This is a genomic window from Pelagerythrobacter sp. Soil_C_18 (assembly GCF_057657235.1).
Genome location: NZ_JBDGIU010000001.1, coordinates 685,788 through 709,733 on the forward strand (window position 1 = coordinate 685,788; position 23,946 = coordinate 709,733).

Annotated in this window: 18 protein-coding genes; 4 read left to right on the plus strand and 14 right to left on the minus strand. The window is 66.6% G+C overall.

All coding sequences use genetic code 11. The annotated features are described in order from the left end of the window. Position 1 precedes the first annotated feature (1 nt). From AC3A5N_RS03095 to AC3A5N_RS03110, 4 genes are all read right to left on the minus strand, one after another. Positions 2-1,561 (minus strand): pectate lyase, encoded by a 1,560-nt coding sequence (locus AC3A5N_RS03095; protein WP_487735837.1) that lies wholly within the window; start codon positions 1,559-1,561, stop codon positions 2-4. Beyond that, complete coding sequence (locus tag AC3A5N_RS03100; RefSeq protein ID WP_487735838.1) at positions 1,558-2,556, minus strand: alpha/beta hydrolase; 999 nt, start codon at positions 2,554-2,556, stop codon at positions 1,558-1,560. The genes AC3A5N_RS03095 and AC3A5N_RS03100 overlap by 4 nt, the downstream gene beginning before the upstream one ends. Beyond that, complete coding sequence (locus AC3A5N_RS03105; protein WP_487735839.1) at positions 2,553-4,193, minus strand: family 43 glycosylhydrolase; 1,641 nt, start codon at positions 4,191-4,193, stop codon at positions 2,553-2,555. The genes AC3A5N_RS03100 and AC3A5N_RS03105 overlap by 4 nt, the downstream gene beginning before the upstream one ends. Positions 4,194-4,279: 86 nt before the next feature. Beyond that, positions 4,280-7,081 carry a TonB-dependent receptor gene (locus AC3A5N_RS03110; protein ID WP_487735840.1) on the minus strand — a complete coding sequence of 934 codons (2,802 nt, stop codon included), beginning with the start codon at positions 7,079-7,081 and terminating at the stop codon, positions 4,280-4,282. A gap of 253 nt (positions 7,082-7,334) precedes the next feature. Here AC3A5N_RS03110 and AC3A5N_RS03115 point away from each other — a divergent pair, with 253 nt between their 5' ends. Together AC3A5N_RS03115 and AC3A5N_RS03120 are read left to right on the plus strand one after the other, a co-directional pair. Then, positions 7,335-8,693 (plus strand): pectate lyase family protein, encoded by a 1,359-nt coding sequence (locus tag AC3A5N_RS03115; RefSeq protein WP_487736308.1) that lies wholly within the window; start codon positions 7,335-7,337, stop codon positions 8,691-8,693. A 5-nt stretch (positions 8,694-8,698) separates the two neighbouring features. Next, the gene (locus AC3A5N_RS03120; protein ID WP_487735841.1) at positions 8,699-9,811 is read left to right on the plus strand and encodes a ThuA domain-containing protein; all 1,113 of its coding nucleotides are present in this window, start codon (positions 8,699-8,701) and stop codon (positions 9,809-9,811) included. Here the strand turns inward: AC3A5N_RS03120 and AC3A5N_RS03125 are convergent. From AC3A5N_RS03125 to AC3A5N_RS03165, 9 genes are all read right to left on the minus strand, one after another. Continuing rightward, entirely contained in the window at positions 9,808-11,388 is a 1,581-nt protein-coding gene (locus tag AC3A5N_RS03125; RefSeq protein WP_487736309.1) for a carboxylesterase/lipase family protein, read from the minus strand. The two genes, AC3A5N_RS03120 and AC3A5N_RS03125, sit on opposite strands and share 4 nt — an antisense overlap. Beyond that, positions 11,388-12,704, minus strand: a complete 1,317-nt coding sequence (gene xylA, locus AC3A5N_RS03130; RefSeq protein WP_487735842.1) for a xylose isomerase — start codon at positions 12,702-12,704, stop codon at positions 11,388-11,390. Before xylA ends, AC3A5N_RS03125 begins: the two co-directional genes overlap by 1 nt. Continuing rightward, positions 12,701-14,155, minus strand: a complete 1,455-nt coding sequence (gene xylB, locus AC3A5N_RS03135) for a xylulokinase (RefSeq protein ID WP_487735843.1) — start codon at positions 14,153-14,155, stop codon at positions 12,701-12,703. Before xylB ends, xylA begins: the two co-directional genes overlap by 4 nt. Beyond that, positions 14,155-15,582, minus strand: a complete 1,428-nt coding sequence (gene xylE / locus AC3A5N_RS03140; RefSeq protein ID WP_487735844.1) for a D-xylose transporter XylE — start codon at positions 15,580-15,582, stop codon at positions 14,155-14,157. Before xylE ends, xylB begins: the two co-directional genes overlap by 1 nt. A 39-nt stretch (positions 15,583-15,621) precedes the next feature. Next, positions 15,622-16,629 carry a sugar kinase gene (locus AC3A5N_RS03145; protein WP_487735845.1) on the minus strand — a complete coding sequence of 336 codons (1,008 nt, stop codon included), beginning with the start codon at positions 16,627-16,629 and terminating at the stop codon, positions 15,622-15,624. Between the two features lie 5 nt (positions 16,630-16,634). After that, complete coding sequence (kduD, locus tag AC3A5N_RS03150) at positions 16,635-17,390, minus strand: 2-dehydro-3-deoxy-D-gluconate 5-dehydrogenase KduD (RefSeq protein ID WP_487735846.1); 756 nt, start codon at positions 17,388-17,390, stop codon at positions 16,635-16,637. After that, the gene (kduI, locus tag AC3A5N_RS03155) at positions 17,387-18,229 is read right to left on the minus strand and encodes a 5-dehydro-4-deoxy-D-glucuronate isomerase (RefSeq protein ID WP_487735847.1); all 843 of its coding nucleotides are present in this window, start codon (positions 18,227-18,229) and stop codon (positions 17,387-17,389) included. The genes kduD and kduI overlap by 4 nt, the downstream gene beginning before the upstream one ends. A 13-nt stretch (positions 18,230-18,242) precedes the next feature. Further along, positions 18,243-19,679 carry a glucuronate isomerase gene (gene uxaC, locus AC3A5N_RS03160; RefSeq protein ID WP_487735848.1) on the minus strand — a complete coding sequence of 479 codons (1,437 nt, stop codon included), beginning with the start codon at positions 19,677-19,679 and terminating at the stop codon, positions 18,243-18,245. Positions 19,680-19,779: 100 nt separating this feature from the next. Beyond that, a complete protein-coding gene (locus AC3A5N_RS03165; protein WP_487735849.1) occupies positions 19,780-20,838 on the minus strand; it encodes a LacI family DNA-binding transcriptional regulator in 1,059 nt (352 codons plus the stop codon). Positions 20,839-20,976: 138 nt separating this feature from the next. Between AC3A5N_RS03165 and AC3A5N_RS03170 the strand changes: the two genes are divergently transcribed. Continuing rightward, on the plus strand, positions 20,977-22,458 hold the full coding sequence (locus AC3A5N_RS03170) for a UxaA family hydrolase (RefSeq protein WP_487735850.1): 1,482 nt from the start codon (positions 20,977-20,979) through the stop codon (positions 22,456-22,458). A gap of 96 nt (positions 22,459-22,554) precedes the next feature. Beyond that, entirely contained in the window at positions 22,555-23,370 is an 816-nt protein-coding gene (locus tag AC3A5N_RS03175) for a 2-keto-4-pentenoate hydratase (protein WP_487735851.1), read from the plus strand. 39 nt (positions 23,371-23,409) lie between these two features. On the opposite strand, the gene AC3A5N_RS03180 is transcribed toward AC3A5N_RS03175, so the two are convergent. After that, complete coding sequence (locus AC3A5N_RS03180; protein ID WP_487735852.1) at positions 23,410-23,937, minus strand: hypothetical protein; 528 nt, start codon at positions 23,935-23,937, stop codon at positions 23,410-23,412. Between the last annotated feature and the right edge of the window lie 9 nt (positions 23,938-23,946).

Genomic DNA, 23,946 nt, shown 5'->3' on the forward strand with positions numbered 1-23,946 from the left:
CTCACCGGTCCGAAACCAGCGCCTCGATAAGGCGGCTCATGTTGGCGATATAGGTCGCGGTCGAAATGCCGATGACGAGCGTGTCGGTGGTGTAGGGCGAAGTATCGGTCGCATCGCCCACGTGGGTCGACCGGAAGTCGCCGGGCGCCGGTTCGGCAGGGCCGTCACCCCGGTAGGGGTTGCTCGTCGCCCGAAGCGGCGTGGGCCACCAGCCGTCCTCGTTCAGCGTGCGGACGAGATCGTCGGGCTCGGCCCCGCCCTGCGCGTTGAGATCGGAGCCGGTTTCGAGATCCACCACGAAATAGCGCGGAAGCGGTGTCTTCCCTGTCGCGCGAAGCGGCGAACCGCGGACGGCCTCCTCCGGCGGCAGGGCCTTCAGCGCCTCATACTCCCGCCGCAGCGCCGCAACATCGATTGCGCGATAGGCCGAATAGTGACCGAGCGGCGCTTCGGGGCTGTAATCCCAGTAATATTCCCCGTTCACGACATTCGAGCCGCGGCGGTGGACATAGATCGGCCGGTTGGTGCCGAGTTCGATGAAGGTCGGGAAATGGCGGTCGCCGCTTCCCTGCCCTTCCGGCAGGCGCACCGACTCCAGCCAGTCCAGCGCCTCCGGAATGCGGGCGAGGAACTTGGTCTCGCCGGTCATGCGATAGAAGTCCATGAGCTGCCGCACATTGGCCGCCGTCGTGCCCGTGTGGAGCGCGTTGGGTTCGTAAGTGCGCGCAGCCGCAGGCTTCAGATCGAGCGTATATTGCAGCGCCCAACCCGGCTGCGGCGCCCCGAGCTGCGTCACCACGAAGGCGTTCATCGCCCGGATGACCGGCTCCACCACGCGCGGGTCCCCGAGCGTCTGGTGAACCATGAGCAGGAACTTGATGTTCTCCGCCGCCACGTCGTCGTTGAACGTGATGTAGCGGGCGTATTCGGGATACTCGGGGTCGTATGGCCAGCGTTGGGGCCAGCCGCCGATCGGATACTGGCTCTCCAGAACGAATCCGATCGCCTTGTCGAGCGCCGGGCGGTATTTCGGGTCCAGCTTCTCGACGTAGAGGCGCAGGAGGAACTGCATCGCTTCCGATGTGCCGGCGTCGTCGAAGGTCGCGTTGTCGGCGTAGTGCTGGAATTCCTCCATCCGCCAGGCATTCCGGCCGACCGTCTCGTACCAGTGACGGGTCGAAGCAGGGCCGGCGAAATCGATGAAGTAGTTCCAACCGCCGCTCCGGTGCTGGCCCCAGATCAGCGCCGCGGCAGCCTTCTCCGCCGCCTGGTAATAGTATTCGTCGCCGGTGGCATGATAGGCGTCGAGGAACAGGTTCCCCATGGTCGCGGTGCCCGGCGGCTGCACCCAGATCATGCTCGGTTTCGCCTCGAGCTCGCCCCAGCGGCGGGACATATCAGGCAGGTAAGACCAGACATAGCCGCCGTTGGTCGCAGCCTCTTCGACCATGAACCGGGTCGCGCGCTTCATGGTCTGCTCGATCTCGTCGCGGCTCTGCGCCTGCGCCTGCGGCACGGCGGTCAGGATCAGCGCGAGCGCGCAGAACAGACGATAGATCATGCCCACAGCCCCTGCCCTTGGCCCCAGCGGTGAAAGAGGTGCTCCCAGCCCTCGACCGTCTTGCCTTCGGCCAGGCGCAGGCCGAAGCCGTGGCCGCCGTCGGCGTAGAGATGCGTCTCGGTGGCGATGCCCCGCTCGCGTAGCGCGGCGCGGAGCATCAGGGTGTTCTCGACGACCACCGAGTCGTCGTCTTCCGCGTGGAGGAGGAAAGCGGGCGGGGCGTCGGCGGGCACGTTGAAGCTGGGCGTATGGGCCCGCTCGAGTTCCGGAGATGCCCCTTCCCCGATCAGGTTCTTGCGCGATCCGGCATGAGCCGTGGGAGCGGTCATGGAGATGACCGGATAGATCGGCGCTGCGGCATCCGGGCGGGCGGAGAGGGTGTCGGCAGCATCGACGGCGTCGTAGACGCCGGCGTCAAAGCGGGTCATCAGATCGGCACACAAGTGGCCCCCGGCGGAAAAGCCCATCGCCGCCACGCGCTTCGGATCGAGACCGTAAGCATCGGCACGATGCCGGATCAGGCGCATGGCGCGCTGCGCATCCGACAGGGCCACGTTCGGTCCCGCGGCCCAGCCTTCGTGCGGAAGCCTGTAGAAGAGAACGAATACAGTGATGCCGCGCCCGTTCAGCCAACGGGCCATCTCGTAGCCTTCCTTATCGATCACCACCCAGCTGTAGCCGCCGCCGGGCGTAATCATCACCGCAGCGCCGTTCGGGCGTTCCGGGCGGAAGACGGCGAGGCGTGGTCGGTTGATGCCGAAGACGTAGCGGTCGTTGAACGCCGGGTCGGTGCTCCGTTCCTTCACCGTCTCCACCGGCAGCGTCTCGGGCGCCCCCGGCGCGCCCGTCGGCCACAGATCGATCGTCTCCGTAGGGTCGGGAAAAGTCAGATGAGGCGAAGCGAGCGTTGCGGGGGCAGCGGTCTGGCCCGCTGCGCGCGACGCCAGGCCCAGCGCCACGCCGCCCATCAAGGCGGTTCTGCGATCGAACCTCATGCCAGTGCCTCATAGGTGAAATTGGAGAACCGCCCTTCGCCGCTTCCGGCAACGTAGAGCGCCGGGCGAAGGCTGAGGAAGTCGTATGCGACGTTGTGATGATAGCCGGAGACTTCCATCTGCACGTCGAACTTCTGCCAGCTTCGCCCGCCGTCCTGGCTGGTGTGGATGGTGAGGATATTGCGGTCGTTGGTCAGCCGAATCCGCATCCGATTCACCGGTGCCGCGCCCTTGTCGCGCTGGCCGGGTATGGCGCCGCGCGCGCGCTGCAGGCCGTAGCGGTGCATCATCAGCCCCTTCTCCCCGAAACCGAGCCCGGCATAGAGCCGCCGGTTGTAGAACAGGAGCAGCCCCGCTTCGGCGCCCGGATCTACCTCGACATCCGCCTCGATGCGATAGCGCTGGTCGCCGTTGACGAACGACAGCGGTGAACAATCACTTGGCGTGCTCCCCTTGCCGCGCATGTGGAGCACGCCGTTCGCCCGGCGGAGGCGCTGCACCTCGTTGGGCGCGGGGTCGTAGAAGCTCCACTGGACGCCGAACTTGTCGGCCGTGAAATCGTCGCTGAGCGGCATCCCGTGCTGCTGGTCGGCGAGATCAATCGGCTTTTTGATCGGCTCCGACAGATCGCCGCCAATCGGCTTTATCCAGCCGTCCTCGGCCCATTCGACCGGTTCCAGCAAGGCCTGCCGGCCGAGCGTCCAGTAGCCGTTCTCGTAGCCGTGATAGATCATCCACCACTGGCCGCCCGGCCCTTCGAACAGCGTCGCATGGCCGCGCGACCACCATTTCTCGCGCGCGCTCTTCGTGCGGATCTGCGGGTTGTTCGGCGCATGCTCCCAAGGGCCGTGAATGGAACGCGAGCGCGCCATGATGACCATATGTCCGGTCGGCGGCCCCGCCGTGCCGCCCACGGCCGTGGTCATGTAATAGTAGTCGCCGCGCCGGGTGATCTTGGGTCCCTCGGGCGCGAACGTCTCGACCACCCACTCCTCCGGATAGCGCCAGGGGTCGTAGACATGCTCGACCTCGCCCACGACCGAAAGGCCGTCGGGCGCCAGCCGCACGCGGTCGCCGCCGGAGAGGAACAGCCAGCGGCTGCCGTCCTCGCCCACGGCATGGCCGGGATCGATATGATCGGGGAGTTTCAGGTCGATCGGGTCGGACCACGGCCCTTCGATCCGCTCCGCGTGGATGACGTAGATCGATTTGTAATCGGGGAACCGCGCCGGGATGTAGAGGAAGTAGCGGCCGTCGTGCTTGACCAGCTCGGGCGCCCAGACGGAACCGATCGGCTTCGTGAGCGCGGCCGTCACCGGCTGCCAGTTCACCAGATCGAGGCTGTGCCAGATGACGAGGCCCGGATAAGCATCGAAGCTGGAGAAAGTGAGATAGTAATCGTCCCCATCCCGCAGGATGGTCGGATCCGGATGGTCGCCGGCGAATACCGGATTGAGGAACCGTCCGTCGCCGAGGTCCGCCTTGCGTTGCCCTTCGAAGCCCTTGCCCCAAGCCATGTGCGCATAGGGGTCGAGCGCGGACGTCGCGCGTGAGCCCTGCGCCAGGGCCCGGCCCGGCAGGAGGTGGAGGATACCGGCGGCTGCGACCGCCTTCAGGCCGGTCCTTCGATCGAACATGCTGGAGAAACCTCCTTGCAAGAAAGAAGTGGCCGGCCGCACCGATCGTGCGAGCCGGCCAAGGGGGAGTTACCTGACGAAGCGCATCACAGCTTGAAGCGCACGCCTGCCATGATCACCCGGCCGAAGTGATTGTTCTCGTAGTTCCGGCGCGCGAAATCGTCGGTCCAGCGATACCGGTAGTCGTCGGTAAGATTGGTGCCGTCGAGCGACACTTCGATCTGGTCGGTAACCTGGTACCTGATGGCGGCGTCGAGGTTGAGCGAGCTGCCGAACCCTTCGAAGATGTTGCTGTTGCCGCTCGTGCCGGTGAGATAGCCGCCGCGATAGGCAGCCGACACGCGGATCGAGAGCTTGCCGTCGTCATAGTAGACGGTGCCGTTCGCCGACTTCTTCGACAGCCCGAGAAGCGGGCGAGTGTAGACGTCACCGCTAACCGTGTAATCGACCTCGCTGTCGATCAGGGTGACGTTGCCGAGCACGCCGAAGTGGCGCAGCATGCTCGAGTCCGAGAACACCGAGAACGGCAGATTAAGGCCGAATTCGACGCCCTTGAGGCTTGCCCCCGGCCCGTTCCCGGTCGTCCTGAACTCGAATTCGCGGTCCGGGTCCGTGCCATTGACGATCGCGTCGTAAACCGGCGTTCCGGGTGTCAGCAGCGACGTCGGCAAGCCGCTGTCGGCCCAGGTACCCTCGGTCGACGTGCCCAGCGGGAAGCTCACGATGTCCTTTGCGAACAGTGCGACGGACGCGAGCGCGCCGGGAGCGAAGTACCACTCGAGCGCCACGTCGTAATTGGTCGCGCGATAGGGGTCGATGTAGGGATTGCCCGAAGAGATGCGGTAGTTGAACTGATCGACCGAGCCGCCCGGCGTGAGCGATCCCAGGCTCGGCCGGGTCATCACCTTGGCGATGGCACTGCGCAGGATCAGGTTGTCGGCGGGGAAGATATTGACGTTCATCGCCGGCAGCCAGTCGTCGTAACTGCGCTCGACCGTCAGATAGGTGCCGCTGAGGAAACCCCCTGACGTCTGGTCGGTCTTGGCGTAACGGACGCCAGCGTTACCCGTCACACGCATGCCGAACAGCGAGGTTTCGTAGTTCGCCTGCAGCCAACCGCCCTTCACTTCTTCCGTGACATCGCGTTGCTCGCCCTGCTGCAGCACGCGTTCGCGGCCGTACAGGTCGATGAAGTCGGTCGCGGCGTCGAGATTGGGGACCACCCAGCTATTGGTGTTGCCCGATGGCTGACCCGCGTCGCCAAGATCGAAGATTTCCGCCAGATCGCCGGTCACCGGCGCACCGGTGGCACCCGGCGCGCAGTCGAACTCCTGACAGTAGACGCCGTCGCGACGGTATCCGATCGTGTCGAAATCGAACCGGCGGTAGAACGCGCCGCTGGCGAGTTGGAAGCCGTCGGCCACGTCCCACTCCAGGTCGAGCGCAATCGTGCGGAACTTGTTGGTGAGGAACGACGGCCGGTCGCGGAACTCGGCGAATTCAAACGCTGCAGGATCGTCGATCCCCGGGCCGAAGACCAGGAGCGGCGACTTCATGTCGCTGTAGTCGTAGGTGTAACCGTCCGCCCGGTCGTCGAACATCAGCGAGGTTTCGATCGGAATGTCCGCATCCGACCGGGAGAAGCCGCCCCGCAGCGTACCCCTGAACCCATCGCTGAACTCGTGATCGATATTGGCCGAGATCTGATAGAACTCGGTCTCGCTCTCGCGGTGGTAACGTTCCGTGCGGACGTAGGCGTTGTCCAGCTCGGCCGATATGATGTTGTTGTCGCCGTCGATCACGTAGTTCGAAATGTCGATGGTGTCTTCTTCGCTGCGGAGAAGCACCTCACCCCAGAACTCGTCGCGATCTTCCTTGAAGTTCGAATAGAGGCCGTCGATCGAGATATTGGTGCGGTCGGTCGGCTGGAACTGGATTGAGGCGGTGGCACCCAGGCGTTCGCGGTCGTGGTCCACCAGGCCGTAACGCGGAATGCGCGGGTGGAAGGCATCGGCGACCTCCGCGCACTCGCCGGTCGGATTGTCGAGGTCGCATGCGACGCCGTTGACCGAACGGAACGGATCCTGCGCCCAGCGCACCGAGTTGTTGCCGAGTTCCGAGGTCTTGTACTTCGAATAGGCGACCGATGCGGACACGCCGAACGTCTCGGCGTCGTTGGTCCAGCCGATCAGCCCGGCGAGGCGCGGGCCGACATTGTCGTTGAGGTCGTTGTAGCGTGCCTGCGCCGATGCGGTCAGCGTCAGGCCGGCGCCGTAGCTGATGGGATTGCCGGTGTTGAGATCCACGACGGCGCCCAGCGAACCCTCGTCGAGCGAGGCCGAAGCGGTCTTGTGCACAACGATCGAATTGAACAGCTCGGACGCGAAGACGTTGAAATCGAACGCGCGGTCGCGGTTGGCGGACGCGCCGTCGGTCGACGTCGCGATCGTCTCCATGCCGTTGACCCGAACGCGGGTGAACTGCGCGCCGAGACCGCGCACGGTGATCGCACGCCCCTCGCCGGCGTCGCGCTCGATGGCGACACCCGGAATGCGCTGCAGCGACTCGGCGAGGTTCTGATCGGGGAACTTGGCGATGTCCTCTGCCACGATGACGTCGATCGCGGAAACCGATTCGCGCTTCATGTCGAGCGCGGCATCGAGCGAGGCGCGGAAGCCGCTTACGACGATTACGTTGCCTTCCTCCCCGATCGCCTCCTCGGCGACCGCTTCATCCGCGGCCCCGCTGGTGGGGCTTGGGGATGTATCGGTCTCCTGCGCGCTTGCCGCGGTCGGCAGCGCGGCGGCCGCCAAGACAAAAAACGAAGTGGCCCCCATAAGCCGCGTCAGCGTGAGCTTCCGCCGCTCGATGTTCTGATCCTTGCGCATTCCTCTCTCCCTTGTCCTTTTCGCCCATGGAGGCGAATAAAACCGTATGACACCGGTGTCTAAGCCAGACGACGGCATGGCTGGGGAGAACGAACTCTGGAGTTGAGGCAATGACGGCGCCCCTTCACTCTCTCCCGCCGATGCTGTGCTTATCCGCTCAGTCATCATCCCGGTTGTAAGATGTAAGTAACCGGTGTCATAAGACTGCGCCCGGCGCGAGACGCTGTCAAGACCGGTGATTGGGAGAGAGATGATGATGCGTGTTCTGCTGCCCCTTCTGCTGCTGATTGTGGCCTCGCCGCTACGCGCGGAAGCCTTTCCGGACGCGGCCGGGTGGGCCGCGGTGACCGAGGGCGGACGCGGCGGCGCGATCATACGGGTCACCAATCTCGATGCCGACGGGCCCGGCTCGCTCAAGGCGGCGCTGGAGGCGCCCGGCCCGCGAATCGTGGTGTTCGAGGTCGGCGGCGTGATCGATCTCGGCCTCACCACCATAAATGTCGACGAGCCTTACCTTACGATTGCCGGACAGACCGCCCCGTCCCCCGGAATCACCGTCGTTCGGGGCGGCTTCGACATTCGCACGCACGACGTCATCGTTCGCCACATCCGCATCCGCTCCGGCGTATCCGGAAAGTCGCAACGGAGCGACTGGGAAGCCGACGGCATTTCCACTGTCGCCGCCCGCAATGTGATCGTCGACCATTGCTCCATCACCTGGGCCGTAGACGAGAACCTGTCCGCCTCCGGCCCCCGTTTTACCGGCGAGACGGTGGAGGAATGGCGCGCGGGAACCTCACGGAATATTACGTTCTCCTACAACATCCTCGCCGAAGGTCTCGCCCATGCCAGCCATCCGAAGGGAGAGCACAGCAAGGGCTCGTTGATCCACGACAACGCGACCGGCATCCTCATCTACCGCAATCTCTATGCCCACAATTACGAGCGCAACCCGATGCTGAAGGGCGGCGCGCAAGCGGCGGTGGTGAATAACTTCATCTTCAATCCGGGCACGCAGGCTATCCATTACAACCTGATGGATCTGGAGTGGGGCGACCACCCGCACCAGGCCGGTGAACTCTCGGCCGTCGGCAATGTCCTGCGCGCCGGTTTCTCCACGCGCGACGACATCACTTTCCTGGCGATCGGCGGCGTCGGCGACCTGCACTACTACGGGCGAGATAATGTCGCGGTCGGCCGACTGGGCGAGCCGCTGCCGATGTTCGGCCGCTACACCACCAGCCCCGCGAAGATCGTCGAAACCGACGAGCCGCCCATCTGGCCCGAAGCGCTCGACGTGCTCCCGGCGAATCAGGTGGAAACGCATGTCCTGCGATATGCCGGCGCCCGTCCGTGGGACCGCGATGCGCATGACATCCGCGTGATATTCGATGTCGCCGAAGGCCGCGGAGAGATCATCGACAGCGAGGAGGAAGTTGGCGGCTATCCGGTGGTCGAACCCACCCGCGCGCCCTTCGTCGCGGCGGAGTGGAACCTCGATACGATGGAACCAAAGTCCGGGCGCTATCCCGGCCAGAAGGACGATTTCGTCCAGCAGCCGACCAGCACGCGCGACCGGCTGATGCGGCAGCAGGAGGGGAACTGGCGATGAAGGCAATGGCGGCACGAATCGTCGGCGCGCTCGCGTTGGTCCTCGCCCTCGCGTCCAATCCCGCGGCGGCGTGGGCAGCGCCGAAGGTCCTGCTGTTCAGCCAAACGACCGGCTATCGCCATGCCTCGATCGAACCCGCCATCGTCGCGATTCGGTCGCTCGCCGAACGAGAAGGCTTCGACCTCGTCGCTTCGGAAGATCCGGCGGTTTTCGAGGGGGACGGACTGGACGGCTTTGCCGCGATCATCCTGCTCAGCACCACGACCGATCGGAAGGACCCTGCGTCCGAATGGCTCGTCGGCCCGCGCCGCGCCGGATTGCAGGCGTTCGTTCGCGGCGGCGGCGGTGTGGTCGGCATCCATGCCGCGGCCGATTCGCACGCGCACTGGCCCTGGTACCGGCGGATGATCGGCGCGCAGTTCACCCGCCATCCGGAAGGAACCCCGACGGCCGACCTCCACCGCACCGATGCCGATCACCCGGCCGCCCGCGTACTTCCCGAAAGCTTTCGGCACACGGACGAGTATTACCTGTTCGAAGACTTCGACCCGACAGTTACCCTCCTCGCCACGTTCGATCCCGCGTCGATCGGCGAGGCGGCGGTCAATCCCAAGCCGGTCGCCTGGGCGCACCGTTTCGAGGGCGGCCGCGTCTTCTACACCGCGATGGGGCACACGCCTGAAAGCTATTCCGAGCCGCTGTTCCTTGCGCACCTCGCCGCCGGCCTGCGCTGGGCGGCCGGCCTGCCGCAGCCGGCCGCGAACGGCGTCGTGATCGACGAAAGGCAGGTCGTCCGGCAGGAGCCGCCGCCGCACGGCGCCATCGGCATGAGCACCGCCTACAGGATCAGCGACGCCGCACCGCAGCGGACGATGGAGTTCCGCAAGCGCGTGCTCCATCCTGGTGCCGCGATCGGCACCCACCCGATCAACCATGACGAAGTCTACTACGTGCTCTCGGGCGAAGGCGAGCTCGAGAGCGACGGAAAGACACGGCGCCTTGGGCCGGGAATGGCAGCCTACCTCTACGCCGATGCGGAAGTCGGCATTCGGCAAGTCGGACCCGAGCCGCTGGAGCTCATCATTTCCTACCCGCTGCCCGCGCGAACGGACGACTAGGTCCCCGGCTGGATATAGGGGACCCGGCCGAAGAGCTCGCGCTCCCACTGGCGCGGGTCGTTGGCCACGCGGACCTCTGTGCCGAACAGCATCGTCTCGCGGTCCGGCAAGGTATGGACCGGCCATTCCGGTATGCCGCCATGGTTCGGATCGCCCCCGCGCGCGAGGGCGACGAAGGAGTCCATCATCTTCCCGCTTAGCGCCCGCGCGTCCGGACCGGTGCCGGTGATCGATCCGTCCGCGTCGAGCGTGCCGAAGACGAGCGGAATATCGATCGTGTGCGGCGCGCCCCGGCGCGGCTCGACCGGTGACTGATAGTCCACGCGATAGACCCAAGTCGGGGTGCCGGCCCGCGCACGCTCGTCCGCCTCGATCACCTGCCCGCGCCAACTCCGCCCAGTGGTCGTGGCGGCGTAGAAGACCTGCTCGGGCATGTACGCGGGATAGCGTTCGCGGAACTGCGCCACGACCCATTCGGGATGAATGTCGATCCGCAGCTCGGGCGCCATGCGCTCGGCGATGTTCGACCAGTCGAGGCCGGCGATCTTCGGCCCGTCCGGATCGATGAAAGCACGGGTCTCGTCGAGCGTGTTGCCGAGGATCATCGGGATGTGATTCGACTGCGGATTGGCGTCGGGCCAGAACGGGTGCCGGATGAGCCATTTCATATCGAGCACCGGGCCGAAGTAAACGCCGCCGCCGAGGACCGGATCGGTCGCGTCCAGCCCCTCTACCAGCGCTTCGGTCGGCATGGTGAGCAGACGACCGAGGTCCGCTTCGGGAACGCCGATATCCGCCAGGAAGGAACGGGTGCGGGCGGTCGCGTTCAGCGGGCCGGAGGCGGTGACCTGCTGCCCGCTCATCGTGGCTGCGCTGTGGAACAGGCCCTTGGCCGCGGGCATGCCCATCATCGTCGCGATCTTGGCGCCGCCGCCCGACTGGCCGAACACCATGACCCGGCCGGGATCGCCGCCGAAGTTCGCGATATTGTCGCGGATCCACTCCAGCGCGAGGATCTGGTCGAGCTGGCCGGCATTGCCGCTGTCCGGAAAGCGCGGGTCCAGGCGCGAGAGGTAGAGGTATCCGAAGGCGTTGAGGCGGTGGTTCAGCGTGACCACCACGGCGTCGCCGTGCGAGGCGAGATGGTGGCCGTAGTTCAGCGGATCGACCACGCTGCCCGACGAATAAGCCCCGCCATGGATGTAGACCATCACCGGCCGCTTAGCGCGCGTGTCCGGCCCGGGCGTCCAGATATTGAGGAACAGGCAATCCTCGCTGGTCGAGGCGTAGCGGTCGCTCCGCTGCGGGCAGGACGGCGCGAACGAGGTCGCATCGGCGATACCGCTCCACGGGTCGGGCGCGCGCGGCGCCTGGAAGCGATGCGGCCGCGTGTCCTGCCCGTAGCGCAGGCCGCGAAACACATGGAGGCCGTCCTCAACGGTGCCGCGCACGCGGCCCTTGGTCGTGGAGACGACGCTGGTGGACCCCTGCGCGGCATAGGCGGCGCCCGGCAGCGATAGGGCAGCGGCCGCCAAGGCCGAGCTGCCGAGGAAACGACGGCGGTCGATCTGTTTCATCATGCGAACCTGTTCACCAGATTTTCGAGATATTCCTGCCGGCCGGAGGGAGGCCGCCGGTCGCTGCCGGACTGCAGCGCGTGGTCGGAAAGATCGGCGAGGCTCAGCTCGGTCAGCGCCTTGCGCCCGAACTCGCCCCGCCAACCGGCATAGCGGTCCTCGACGAATTGCTCGAGCCGCCCGTCCTCGATGATCGCCGCGGCATTGAGCAGCGCGCGGGCGAGAACGTCGATGCCGCCGATATGGCCGTGGAACAGGTCGACCGGATCGACCGACTGACGGCGCAACTTCGCGTCGAAGTTGAAGCCGCCGGTGGTGAAGCCGCCGCCTTTCAGGATCTCGAGCAGGGCCAGCGTGAGCCCCGGCACGTCGTTCGGAAACTGGTCGGTATCCCAGCCGTTCTGCGGATCGCCGCGATTGATGTCGATCGACCCGAAAATGCCGAGCGCCATCGCGGTGGCGATCTCGTGCTCGAAGCTGTTGCCGGCGAGCGTGGCGTGATTGGCCTCGATATTGACCCGGACCTCGTCGACGAGCCCGTAGCGTTCGAGAAACCCGTACACGGTCGCCGTGTCGCGGTCGTACTGATGCTTGGTCGGCTCGTGCGGCTTGGGCTCGATCAGGATCGTGCCGGAAAAGCCGATCTTGTGCTTGTGCTCGACCACGAGGTTCAGGAACCGGCCGAGCTGATCCATCTCCTGCCGAAGATCGGTGTTGAGGATCGTGTCGTAGCCTTCGCGCCCGCCCCACAGCACGTAGTTCGCGCCGCCGAGCCGGTGCGTCGCTTCCAGCATCTCGCGCACCTGGAACGCGGCCCAGGCGAAGATTTCGGGATCGGGGCTGGTCGCCCCGCCCGCCGCATAGCGCGGGTGCGAGAAGAGATTGGCCGTGCCCCACAGCAGCTTCACCCCGCCCGTTCCCATTCGGCGCGCCATCTGCTCGACGATGTCGGACAGGTTGCGGTGATGCTCCTCCGGCGTCGCGGCGGTCGCCATCGCGTCGACGTCGTGGAAGCAGAAGAACGGCGCGCCCAGCCGCTCGAAGAAATCGAACGCGTTATCGAGCTTCAGCGCTGCGCGCTCGGGCGTGCATATCTCGCCGGGCATCCATGGCCGGTCGAACGTGCCCGCCCCGAAGATGTCGGCGCCGGGCCAGGCAAAGCTGTGCCAATAGCAGACCGCCAGCCGAAGGTGCTCGGCCATCGTCTTGCCCAGCACCAGCCGGTCCCGGTCGTAATGGCGGAAGGCGAGCATGTTGTCGCTGTCCATGCCTTCGTAGGCGATCGGGGCGATGTCTGCGAAAATCCGGTCGGTCATGGGGGGCCTCGAAAGTGGGGTTGGAGGGCGAGGTAGAGCGCGCGGAAGCGCTGCTGGCGTTCGGCGAAATGAGCGGCGCGGCCCGCGTCGGGCTCTTCTACGCCGGTGACGGCGGGAGGCGGGATCACGGCGTCCGCGTGCCCTTCCACGCAGAGCCGGGCGAGGCGCGCGGCGCCGAAGGCCGGCCCGACCGCGCCCGCTTCCCTGAACACGAGCGGCCGATCGAGCGCCGCGGCAATGATTGCGCCCCAGAACGAGGAACGCGATCCGCCGCCCGCCATGGTGATCGTCTCCGGCGACGAACCGGCAGCGACGATCGTATCCAGCCCGTCGCGCAGGCCCATGGCGACGCCTTCGAGCACGGAAAGAGCAAGCTCCGGAGCGCCGGTGGTTGCGGTCATGCCGAAGAAGACGCCTTGCGCGTGCGGATCTGCGTGCGGTGTCCGTTCACCGCTGAGATAGGGCAGGAAGATCGGCAGCGAGCGATCCGCGCGCGCCTGTTCCGCGGCCGCGAGGAGTGCCGGCACGTCGTCCAGACCGAGCAGCGCCGCCGCCCAATCCAGGCATGCGGCGGCGCTCAGCATGACCGACATCTGGTGCCAGCGTCCGGGCAGGGCATGGCAGAAGGCGTGCAGGCCATTGTCGGGCGCAGCGCGTAGCTGGTCGGTCGCGACGAAGCACACGCCCGAGGTGCCGAGCGAGAGGAAGCAGTCGCCGGGATCGACGACGCCGAGTCCGACCGCGGCGGCGGCATTGTCGCCCCCACCCGCCGCGACAGGCACTTCGTCCATCCCCCAGCGGGCGGCGACGGCTTGCCGCAGCGTTCCGGTCGCCTCCGGCCCTTCGTGCAGGCGGGGCATCGCGTCCACGCCAACACCAGTGGCGGCGAGCATCGCCGGCGACCATGTCCGCGCCTCGACATCGAGCCACAGCGTTCCGCTGGCATCCGACACGTCGGTGGCCTTCTCGCCCGTCATCTGCAGGCGGACGTAGTCCTTGGGCAGCAGCACGGTGCGGGTTCGTGCGAACAGGTCTGGCTGGTGTTCGCGCACCCAGAGGAGCTTCGGCGCCGTGAACCCGGCCATCGCGGCATTGCCCGTGATGCGGCGCGTCCGGGGCTCCCTCTCTTCAAGCAAGCCGCATTCGGCGCCCGAGCGGCCATCGTTCCACAGGATGGCGGGGCGGAGCGGCCGGTCTGCGTCATCGAGCAAAGTGGCGCCGTGCATCTGGCCCGCCAGACCAACTGCGCGGACGGCGCGCCGGTCCGCGGCCGGCAACGACAGGACCGCGGCCTCGGCCGCCCGCCACCAGTCGTCCGGGTCCTGCTCGGACATCAGCGGTCCGGGCCGGGAGACCTGCAAGGGCGCCGATCCTTCGCCGCGCAGCCGCCCCTCTCCATCGAGGAGAACGGCCTTCACGGCCGAAGTGCCAATGTCGATCCCGAGGTACATCAGTGGCGCTCTTCCGCCTTCCACAGCACGCCCATCTCCTCGAGCGTCCGCCCCTTGGTCTCGGGCAGCATCTTCCAGACGAAGAGCGCGGCGAGCACCGACATCGTGCCGTAAAGCCAGTAGGCGAAGCCGTGGTTGAACATCGCCACCAGCGTCGGATCGCCATCGAGGACCTTGAAGGACCACGAGACGAGGAAGTTGGAAATCCACTGCGCGGTGACGGCAAGCGCCATCGCCTGCCCCTTCACCGGGTTGGGGAAGATCTCGGCCAGCAGGACCCAGACCACCGGCCCCCAACTCAGCGCAAAGCCGGCGATATAGACCAGCATCGCGAGAAGCGCGCCCAGGCCGAGGCTGTCGACGTAGAACAGCGTCCCGAGCGTCCCCATCGAAAGCGCCATGACCACCGCGCCGGTGATCATCAGCGGCTTGCGGCCCCAGCGGTCGACGGTGAGCATGGCGATCACCGTGAAGCCGAGATTGACCGCGCCGACGGCGACCGTCTGCAACAGGGCGGTATCGGTCGACGCGCCCATGCTCTTGAAGATGAAAGGGGCGTAGTAAAGGACCACGTTGATCCCCACGAACTGCTGAAACATCGACAGCAGCAGGCCAACCGCGATCAGCGCCGCGCCGTAGGAGAACAGCGGCCGGCGCGGGACCACCAGCGACTGGCGGATCTCGTCGAGCAAGCCGGGGCGGCGGAGCCCGAGCGAATGGAGCACCGTCACCGCGCCTTCCTCGTCCCCCTTCTGGACCAGCCAGCGCGGGCTTTCCGGAATGAAGAAGAGCATGCCGAAGAACAGCACGGCAGGAATGCACTCCGACGCGAACATCAGCCGCCAGCCGGTCGACAGCACCCATTGCTCGTCGCCCTGCCGAGCAATGCCCCAGTTGACGAAATAGACGACCAGCATGCCGCCGATGATGGCGAGCTGCTGCCAGGTGACGAGCTGTCCGCGCCGCTCCGATGGCGCGATCTCGGCAATGTACATGGGCGAGATCATCGAGGCGAGCCCGACCCCGATCCCGCCCAATATGCGATAGACGTTGAACAGGGTGAGCGCATTCGGCCCCATCGATCCGGGCGCGCCGAAGCCGATCTCGGGCCATGCCGATCCCACCGCGGAGAGGAAGAACAATACGGCTGCGAGGATCAGCGACCGGCGGCGGCCGAACCGCGTCGCCAGCATGCCTGCCAAGGCAGCGCCGATGACCGTGCCGATTAGGGCGCTCGCGACGGTGAACCCGGCCAGACTGTCGCCGGCATTCGGCGAAAGGCTGCGCGGATCGATGAAGTTGACCTCGATCGCCTCGATCGCGCCGGAAATGACCGCCGTGTCATATCCGAACAGCAGGCCGCCCAGTGTCGCGGTCAGCACCGCGAAGGTGATGGAGCCGCTCTTTTCTGCCACCTTCTGGTGCATCCATTTCCTCCCGAGGGCCGCTTTTGCGGCTCCTTGTGCTTATCGGCGGACGTCGAATCCTCCGCTCAGGAACGCGTCGATATCCTTCTGGCCGAACACGCTCGCATCGCCCGGAAGGCTGTGCTTCAGGCAAGTAAGCGCGAGGCCTGTGTGCGCGGCGCCGTCGATGTCCTGCCCCGTCCGCAGGGCGTGGAGCACGCCCGCCGTGAAGGCATCGCCCGCCCCGATCCGGTCGACGATTCCCGCCACGCTCACCTCTTCGGTCTGCGCCGCGCCGTCCCGCGCATCGATGCGCGCGGAGAGGCGGTGGTGATCGACATTGTCGAGATGCCGCGCGGTCGATGCGATGAGCTGGAGCTGCGGGAAGGCCTCGAAGGCTGCTTCTGCCGCCTCGCGCCGCCTGTCGGGGCCGTCGCCGTCGAACTTCTCGCCCAACAGGAGCGAAATGTCGCGGTGATTGCCGAACAGGATGTCGGCCTTCGAGATCAGCCGGGTCAGCGTTCCCCTGGGGTCGCTGTCCCATGCTTCCCAGAGCCGCGCGCGATAATTGCCGTCGAACGAGATCGGCACGCCCCGCGCCTGGGCAGCCTCGGCCGCGCTCAGGGCCGCCTCGGTGCCTTTGTGTCCCAGAGCAGGAGTGATGCCCGAGAGGTGCAGGCGATCCGCGCCCGCGAGTAGCCGATCCCAGTCCCAGGCATCCGGCGGTGTCTCCGCAAAGGCGGAGCCCGCTCGGTCGTAGATGACGTCCGTCGCGCGGAGGCCCGCGCCCGTCGTGACGAAGTAAAGACCCATGCGCCCCTCGCGGCGCTGAATGCCGCGGGTGTCGACACCCAGGCCGCGAAGCGCGCGGACCGGTGCGTCGCCGAGCGGGGTCGGCGGCACCGCGCTCACCATCGCGCTGTCGTGGCCGAGGCAGGCGAGCGCGGTCGCCACGTTGGCTTCCGCGCCTGCCGTCCAGACGTCGAACTTCGGCGTCTGGAGCAGCAGCTCCCGCCCCGGTGGCGAGAGGCGCAGCATGATCTCGCCGAAGGCGACGAAGCGGCCCATCGCGGTCAGCGCGCCAGCCAGCCGCCGTCGACGGCGAGCACGTGCCCCTGCACGTAGTCGGCCGCGGAGGAGGCGAGGAACACCGCCGCGCCGCCGAGATCGGACGGATCGCCCCAGCGCCCCGAAGGGATACGCTCGAGGATCTGCCGGTTGCGGCCCTCGTCCGCCTGCAGGGCCGCGGTGTTGTTGGTCGCGATATAGCCAGGCGCGATGGCGTTCACGTTGACCCCCTTGCCCGCCCACTCGTTGGCGAGCAGCTTCGTGAGTCCCGCGACGCCGCTCTTCGAAGCGGTATAGCTCGGCACCCGAATGCCGCCCTGGAAGCTCAGCATCGATGCGATGTTGATGATCTTGCCCCCGCCCTGCCCGATCATGTGCCGACCGGCGGCCTGACAGAGGAAGAACACCGACTTGAGGTTGGTATCGACGACCGCGTCCCAGTCCTCTTCCGTGAAGTCGACCGCGTCCGCACGCCGGATAATGCCGGCGTTGTTGACGAGGATGTCGAGCCCGCCGAGTTCGGCCAGCGTGCGGTCCACCACCTCCTGCACCGGTTCGATGGTGGAGAGATCGGCGCGGATCAGGGCGGCCCTGCGCCCCAGCGCGCGGATCTTCTCGGCCGTCTCGTCGGCACTGGAGCGGCCGACCAGCGCCACGTCGGCCCCGGCCTCGGCCAGGGCTATGGCGATGCCCTGGCCGATGCCGGTGTTGGCGCCGGTCACTACTGCGGTTTTTCCGCTGAGGTCGAACATGGCGGTCACTGGAGCTGGCAGATGTCGAGGACGTTCATGTCGGTGTAGTCCTGGTTCTCACCAGCCATGGCCCAGATGAAGGCGTAGGCTTTGGTGCCCGCGCCCATGTGGATCGACCAGGGCGGGGAGATCACCGCCTCGTCGTTCTGCATCACGATGTGCCGGGTCGCCTCGCCCTCGCCCATGAAATGCATGACGCGATCGTTCTCGACATCGTCGAGTTCGAAGTAGAAGTAGATCTCCGAACGCCGCTCGTGGATGTGCGGCGGCATGGTGTTCCAGACGCTGCCGGGCTTCAGCACCGTCAGGCCCATCACGAGCTGCGCGCTCTCGCACACGCCCGGAATAACGAGCTGATAGATGGTGCGCTCGTTCGATTCCTCGAGGCTCCCGCGGTCCAGCGCATTGGCCTCGGCGATCGAGAGCTTGCGGGTCTGGAACGCCTTGTGCGCGGGGCAGGAGGCGAGGTAGAACTTCGCGCCCTGGCTGGAGAACGTCACGTCCTTCGCGCCCATGGTGACGTAGAGGCAATCCTTGTTGCCGAGGGTGAAGCTCTCGCCGTCCACGGTCACCGTGCCTTCGACCTTGCCGACGTTGACGACGGCGAGCTCGCGCCGCTCCAGGAACGGGTGCCCGGCGGCGGACGGCGGCTCCGTTTGGTTGGGCAGCTTCACCGCGCTCGAACCCACCAGCACGCCGCCGATCACGAAGCGGTCGGCATGCGTGTAGTTGAGGACGCACTCGCCCTCCGTGAACAGGTTCTGGATCAGGTAGCGCTCGCGCAACTCGTCATTGGAAACGCACTCCATCATGTCGGGATGGGTGGCGTAGTAAGTTCGTTCAAACATATCCTTCTCCTGTTCAGGCGGCTTGCGCGCGCGGCTCGTCGAGCCGGTAGGCGCGCTTGGCAAGACCATAACTAAGTTCGTGGGCGAGTTCCGCCGCTTCCCAGTCCTCGATCCGGTGTTCGGCGACGAGGCGGGCGAGGAAGGCGCAGTCGACGCGGCGGGCGACATCGTGACGCGCGGGGATCGACAGGAAGGCGCGGGTGTCGTCGTTGAAGCCGACCGTGTTGTAGAAGCCGGCGGTCTCGGTCGTCATCTCCCGGAATCGGCGCATGCCCTCCGGGCTGTCGTGAAACCACCAGGCCGGTCCCAGCTTGAGGCAGGGATAGTGGCCGGCCAGCGGGGCAAGCTCACGCGCATAACTGCTCTCGTCCAGCGTGAAGAGGATGACCGACAGGCCGGGCTCATCGCCGAACCGGTCGAGCAGCGGCTTGAGCGCGCGGACATAGTCGGTGCGAGCAGGAATGTCGGCGCCCTTGTCGCGGCCGTACGCCTGGTGGAGCCAGCGGTTGTGGTTGCGGAAGGCGCCGGGATGGATCTGCATGACCATGCCGTCCTCGACGCTCATCGCCGCCATCTCGGTCAGCATTTGTGCGCGGAACAGCTCGGCATCCTCCGCGCTCCATGTGCCAGCCACGACGCGAGCGAACAGCGCTTCCTTGTCCGCCTCCTGCAAGTCGGCGGTCAGCGCGGTCGGATGGCCGTGGTCGGTCGCGGTCGCGCCGGCCGCGCGGAAATCCGCCCGCCGTTTGCGATGCGCGGCGAGATAGCCGGTCCAGCTATGGACGTCCTCACCCGTCAACTCTCCGAAGCGAGCGAATGCGCTCCCGAAATCCTCGTGCTCGGGATCGATCACCGCGTCGGGGCGATAGGTGGTTATCACCTGTCCGCCCCAGCCCGAGGCACGGATCGCGGCGTGATGATCGAGATCGTCCTGCGGCCCCTCTGTCGTAGCGAGCCACTCGATGCCGAAGCGGTCGAAAAGCGCGCGCGGCCGGAACGCCGGCGTTGCAAGCGCCTCCGTGATCCGGTCGTAATACTGGTCCGCCGTGGCGGCCTCCAGGCGCACGTCGATGCCGAACACGTCTGCGAACACGTGATCCAACCACAGCCGCGACGGCGTGCCGCGGAAGAGGTGATAGTGAGAGGCGAAGAGCCGCCACGCCGCACGCGGATCGGCGGCGGAAGGGCCGGTCTTGCTCGAAACGCCGAGCGCCTCCAGCGACACGCCCTGGCTGTAGAGCATCCGGTACAGGTAGTGGTCCGGCGCAAGCAGTAGTTCGGTCGGATTCGTCCACGCGGCATCGGCCGCGAACCAGGCGGGATCGGTATGGCCGTGCGGGCTGACGATGGGCAGCGCACGCACCTCTTCATAGAGCGCCCGCGCGACGGAGCGCACACCCGGTTCGGCCGGGAGCAGGCGATCGGGATCGAGATTGAGGGGCCGCGTCATTCCTGTCCTTCTCGGGCGGCAATCGATGTCGCCTTGTCGCTTTGGTAACCGGTGTCAAACTGCGATGCAAGGGTGCCGTTGCGCGCGTTCAAGAACGGAGTTAAGGCCGCGGCGGTGCAACCGAGGCCCGCCGGACGAGACTGGAAAGAAAGAACGAGGGTTCTGCCGCCGCCTTGGCACGGTCGCTGGCGTTGCCGACGAGTTTCAATGCGGCCGAACGGGCCATCGGAATGATCGGCCAGCGGACCGTGGTGAGCGGCGGCCAGATGTGCGCGGCAATGGCCGTGTCGTCGAAGCCGATGACCGACAGGTTCTCCGGCACGGACAGGCCGCGCTGGTTGGCAGCGTGCACGACGCCAGCGGCCATCTCGTCGTTCGAAGCGAAGATGGCGGTCGGCGGCGGCCCGAGATCCAGCAGCCGGTTGGCGGCCGCGATGCCCGATTCGAAGGTGTAGTTGCCCTCCGCGATGAAGTTTCTCGGCAGTTCGATGCCTGCCGCCTCGATCGCCTGTTCGAAACCCGCGCGGCGCTCGGCGGCCGAGCGGAACCCGCGCGGCCCCTCAATGAGGGCGATGAGACTGTGACCCTGGTCAATCAGATAAGCGGTAGCCTCGCGGACGGCCTCGCGGTCGTTCGACGCGACGAGGTGCTCGGGATCGTCGAGTTGCGCCGAGCCCATACGTACGTAGCGGCAGCCGAGCTCCTCGCACAGTTCCGCCAGCACGTCGTTCTCCGAGATCGGCGGCAGCAGCAGCACGCCGAACAGCCGCTGGCGGCTGAGGAAGGCCCGCACGTCCTCGAGCATGAGCGGCGAGCGGCGATCGACGGGTCGCACGACGAGTTCGAACTCGGTCCCCTGCAGGGCCTCCAATATGCCCTGCTGGACGTTCAGAACCGTCTGCGCGTTCGGGTTGTCGTGAATGAGGCCGATGAGGAAGTTGCGGCGGAGCGCCAGGGCCCGCGCCTGCGGATTGGGGACGTAGCCGAGTTCCGCGATCACCCGCTCCACACGCTCGCGCGTCTCGCTGTTGAGAAGGGTGGAGCGGTTGATGACGCGGCTCACCGTCTTCTTCGATACGCCGGCAAGGCGCGCCACGTCGTTGATCGTCGGCTTGGCGGCCCGTTTCGCCGTCGACGATGCTCTGTCCTGTTCCGCCAACGCCGTTCCCTCTCTTCTCGACCCGCATAACCACTCCTCTCTCGCCCGCCAAGGTATGGCTCTTGCGAGGGATCGAGGGCGCGCATACACTGACACCGGTTTCCAAGTATGCAAGCTCCATTCGCCCCTATCGCAGACATGCCTCCGCTGCTGCACCTTCACCCACGCGACGACGTCGCGGTGGCCCTGCGGCCGATTGCGGCCGGTGACGCGTTATCTGCGGGCGGGCGGAGCGTCGTCGCGACAGAGGCCGTGCCGCACGGTCACAAGATCTCGCTGACGCAGCTTGCGCCGGGCATGGACGTTTACAAGTTCGGCTGGCCGATCGGGCGTGCGACGGCGGACATCGCGCCTGGTGCACACGTCCACACACACAACGTCGAAACCCGGCTCAAGGGCGTGGAAGGCTACGCATACGATCCATCGCAGCGGGAACCACTGCCGACCGCCAATGCTGCTGAGTTCCTCGGCTATCGGCGGGCGGATGGCCGGGTGGGCACCCGTAATGAGATCTGGATTCTGCCCACGGTCGGCTGTGTCGGCCGCACCGCAGAGCGGATCGCCGGCATCGCCTCGGCACGCCACGACGGGGCAGTCGACGGCATCCACGCCTTCCCGCATCCGCACGGCTGTTCGCAGCTCGGCAGCGATCTCGAAAGCACCCGCGCGCTCCTCGCCGCGCTCGCCTGCCATCCCAACGCCGGCGGCGTGCTGCTGGTCGGGCTCGGCTGCGAGTCGAATCAAATGGACGATCTCGTCGCCGCGATACCGGAGCCGCTGCGCGGCCGCGTTCGCACGCTCCGGGCGCAGCGGGTAGAAGACGAGGTCGAGGAAGGCCTCGCGCTGGTGGACGAACTGGTCAGCGAGGCCTCGCATGCCGAGCGGCGTCCGGCACCCTTCGGCGAGCTCGTCCTCGGCCTCAAGTGCGGGGGTTCGGACGGGTTCAGCGGCCTTACCGCCAACCCGCTCGTCGGTCGTATGGCGGACGTGGTGGTCGGGTCGGGCGGATCGGCAATCCTGACCGAAATCCCGGAAATCTTCGGGGCCGAGCACCTGCTGATGGCCCGCGCGCGCGATACCGAGGTGTTCGGCCGCATCGTCGCGCTGGTGAACGACTTCAAGCGCTACTTCCTCGAAAGCGGGCAACCGGTTTCCGAGAACCCCTCTCCGGGTAATCTCGCCGGCGGGATCACCACACTGGAGGAAAAATCGCTCGGCGCCGTGCAGAAAGCCGGCCAGTCGCCGGTCGGCGACGTGCTCCGCTACGGCGAGCGGGTGCGGCGGCGAGGGCTGACCCTGCTCGAAGCGCCGGGAAACGACGCGGTCTCCTCGACCGCGCTCGCAGCCGCGGGTGCGACCCTGATCCTGTTCACGACCGGTCGCGGCACGCCGCTCGGCTTTCTGGCCCCGACGGTGAAGATCGCATCGAACTCCGAGCTGGCGGCGCGTAAGCCGCGATGGATCGATTTCGATGCAGGAGTGGTGCTGACAAGCGGCCTCAATGCGGCTGCGGCCGCGCTGCTCGGCCGGATGCTCGCGCTCGCTTCGGGCGAACCAACTGCGTCCGAACGGAACGACGAGCGCGAGATCGCGATCTGGAAGCGCGGCGTAACGCTCTGAGCGTGTGCCGACCCCAGGTTCATCCCGCACCGTATGCAGTCCGAACAGCGAAAAACGCGAAGCACTGTTGCTTATGACACCGGTTTCCAATATCAAATGGATGAAGATCTTCAGGGGTTTGACGTGACGGTGGTGAACGAAGATGCCGCGGCCATTGCCAGCCGCTTTCTCGCGGCGCGGCGGACAGCGGACGGCCTGGCCGATTATCCCGGCACGCTTCCCGATACGCTCGCCGCGGCGTACGCGGTCCAGGATCGCGCCATTGCCGAATGGCAGCACCCGATCATCGGCTGGAAAGTCGGCCGGATCATGCCCCCGCTAAGTGATCGCCTTCAGGCTGACCGCCTCGCCGGGCCGATTTTTCTCAGTCGGGACGATAGCCAGGACATGCCGATCTTCGCCCGGGGGTTCGCCGCGGGCGAGGCCGAGTTCCTGCTGCGCATCGGCGCAGCGCCCGCGGCCGGGAAGAAGACCTTCACGTTGGAGGAAGCGGCGGATCTCATCGATGCCGTGCATGTCGGCCTTGAGATCGCGAGCTCTCCGCTAGGCGCGATCAACGAGATCGGGCCGATGGCGGTCATATCGGACTTCGGCAACAACAACGGCTTGGTGATCGGGTCCGCCATTCCGAACTGGCGCAACAGCGGCTTCGAGGAGTGGGAGGTCCGCACACTCATCGACGGCCAGGAAGTCGGAACCGGCCGAGCCTCCTCTTTCCCCGATGGAGCGATCGGCTCCGCGCGTTTCCTGTTCGAGCTCCTGGCCGAGCGCGGGATCGCTCTCACGCGCGGCCAATGGATCTCGAGCGGCGCCGTGACCGGCGTCCACGACGCCCGCCCCGGCCAGACGGTCGAGGGGCGGTTCAATGGCTATTCCGTCGAGTGCCGGCTGGTCGAAGCACGGCCGGAGTAGTATCCCGGCGATGAGCCGCCGATGGCCGGCCGCTCTCGCCTAGTGCTTCCATTCACGGGTCAGGAGATCGGCGCTCTCGCCATCCCATTTCACCTCGATCTTACGGCCCTGCGGATCGTTGCCCTCGGGCCCGTATAGCTCGTAAATGACGACGCCGTCGGCTTGCACGCTCTCGATGATGCGGGTGGGTGCAAACGCGCCGTCATGGCCGGTCAGCGCCTGGCGGACCGGCAGCGGCGTCTCCGCCAATGCGATGTCGCGCTGGGTCTCGACCACGCGCCATTGGCCGCCCTCCTGCACGATGTCGAACTCGATCTCGGTTCCGTCGGGCAGCGTCCCGCCGATGTCGTAGTACGAGCGCCCGTCCCGCGTTTCGGCTTCCGCCTCACGGATGGTGAACCCCTCGCGCTCGGCATTCGCCGCGGCGAGAACCTCGGCGGGGACGTCCTCCACAGGCACGTCACGCTTGCCGGACGTCGTTACCGTCGCTGGATCCGAGGGCGATTCCGACGGGCCGGAACAGGCAGCGACAGCGGACAGCAGCAGGATCGAATATGCGCGGGTCATCGCCGTCTC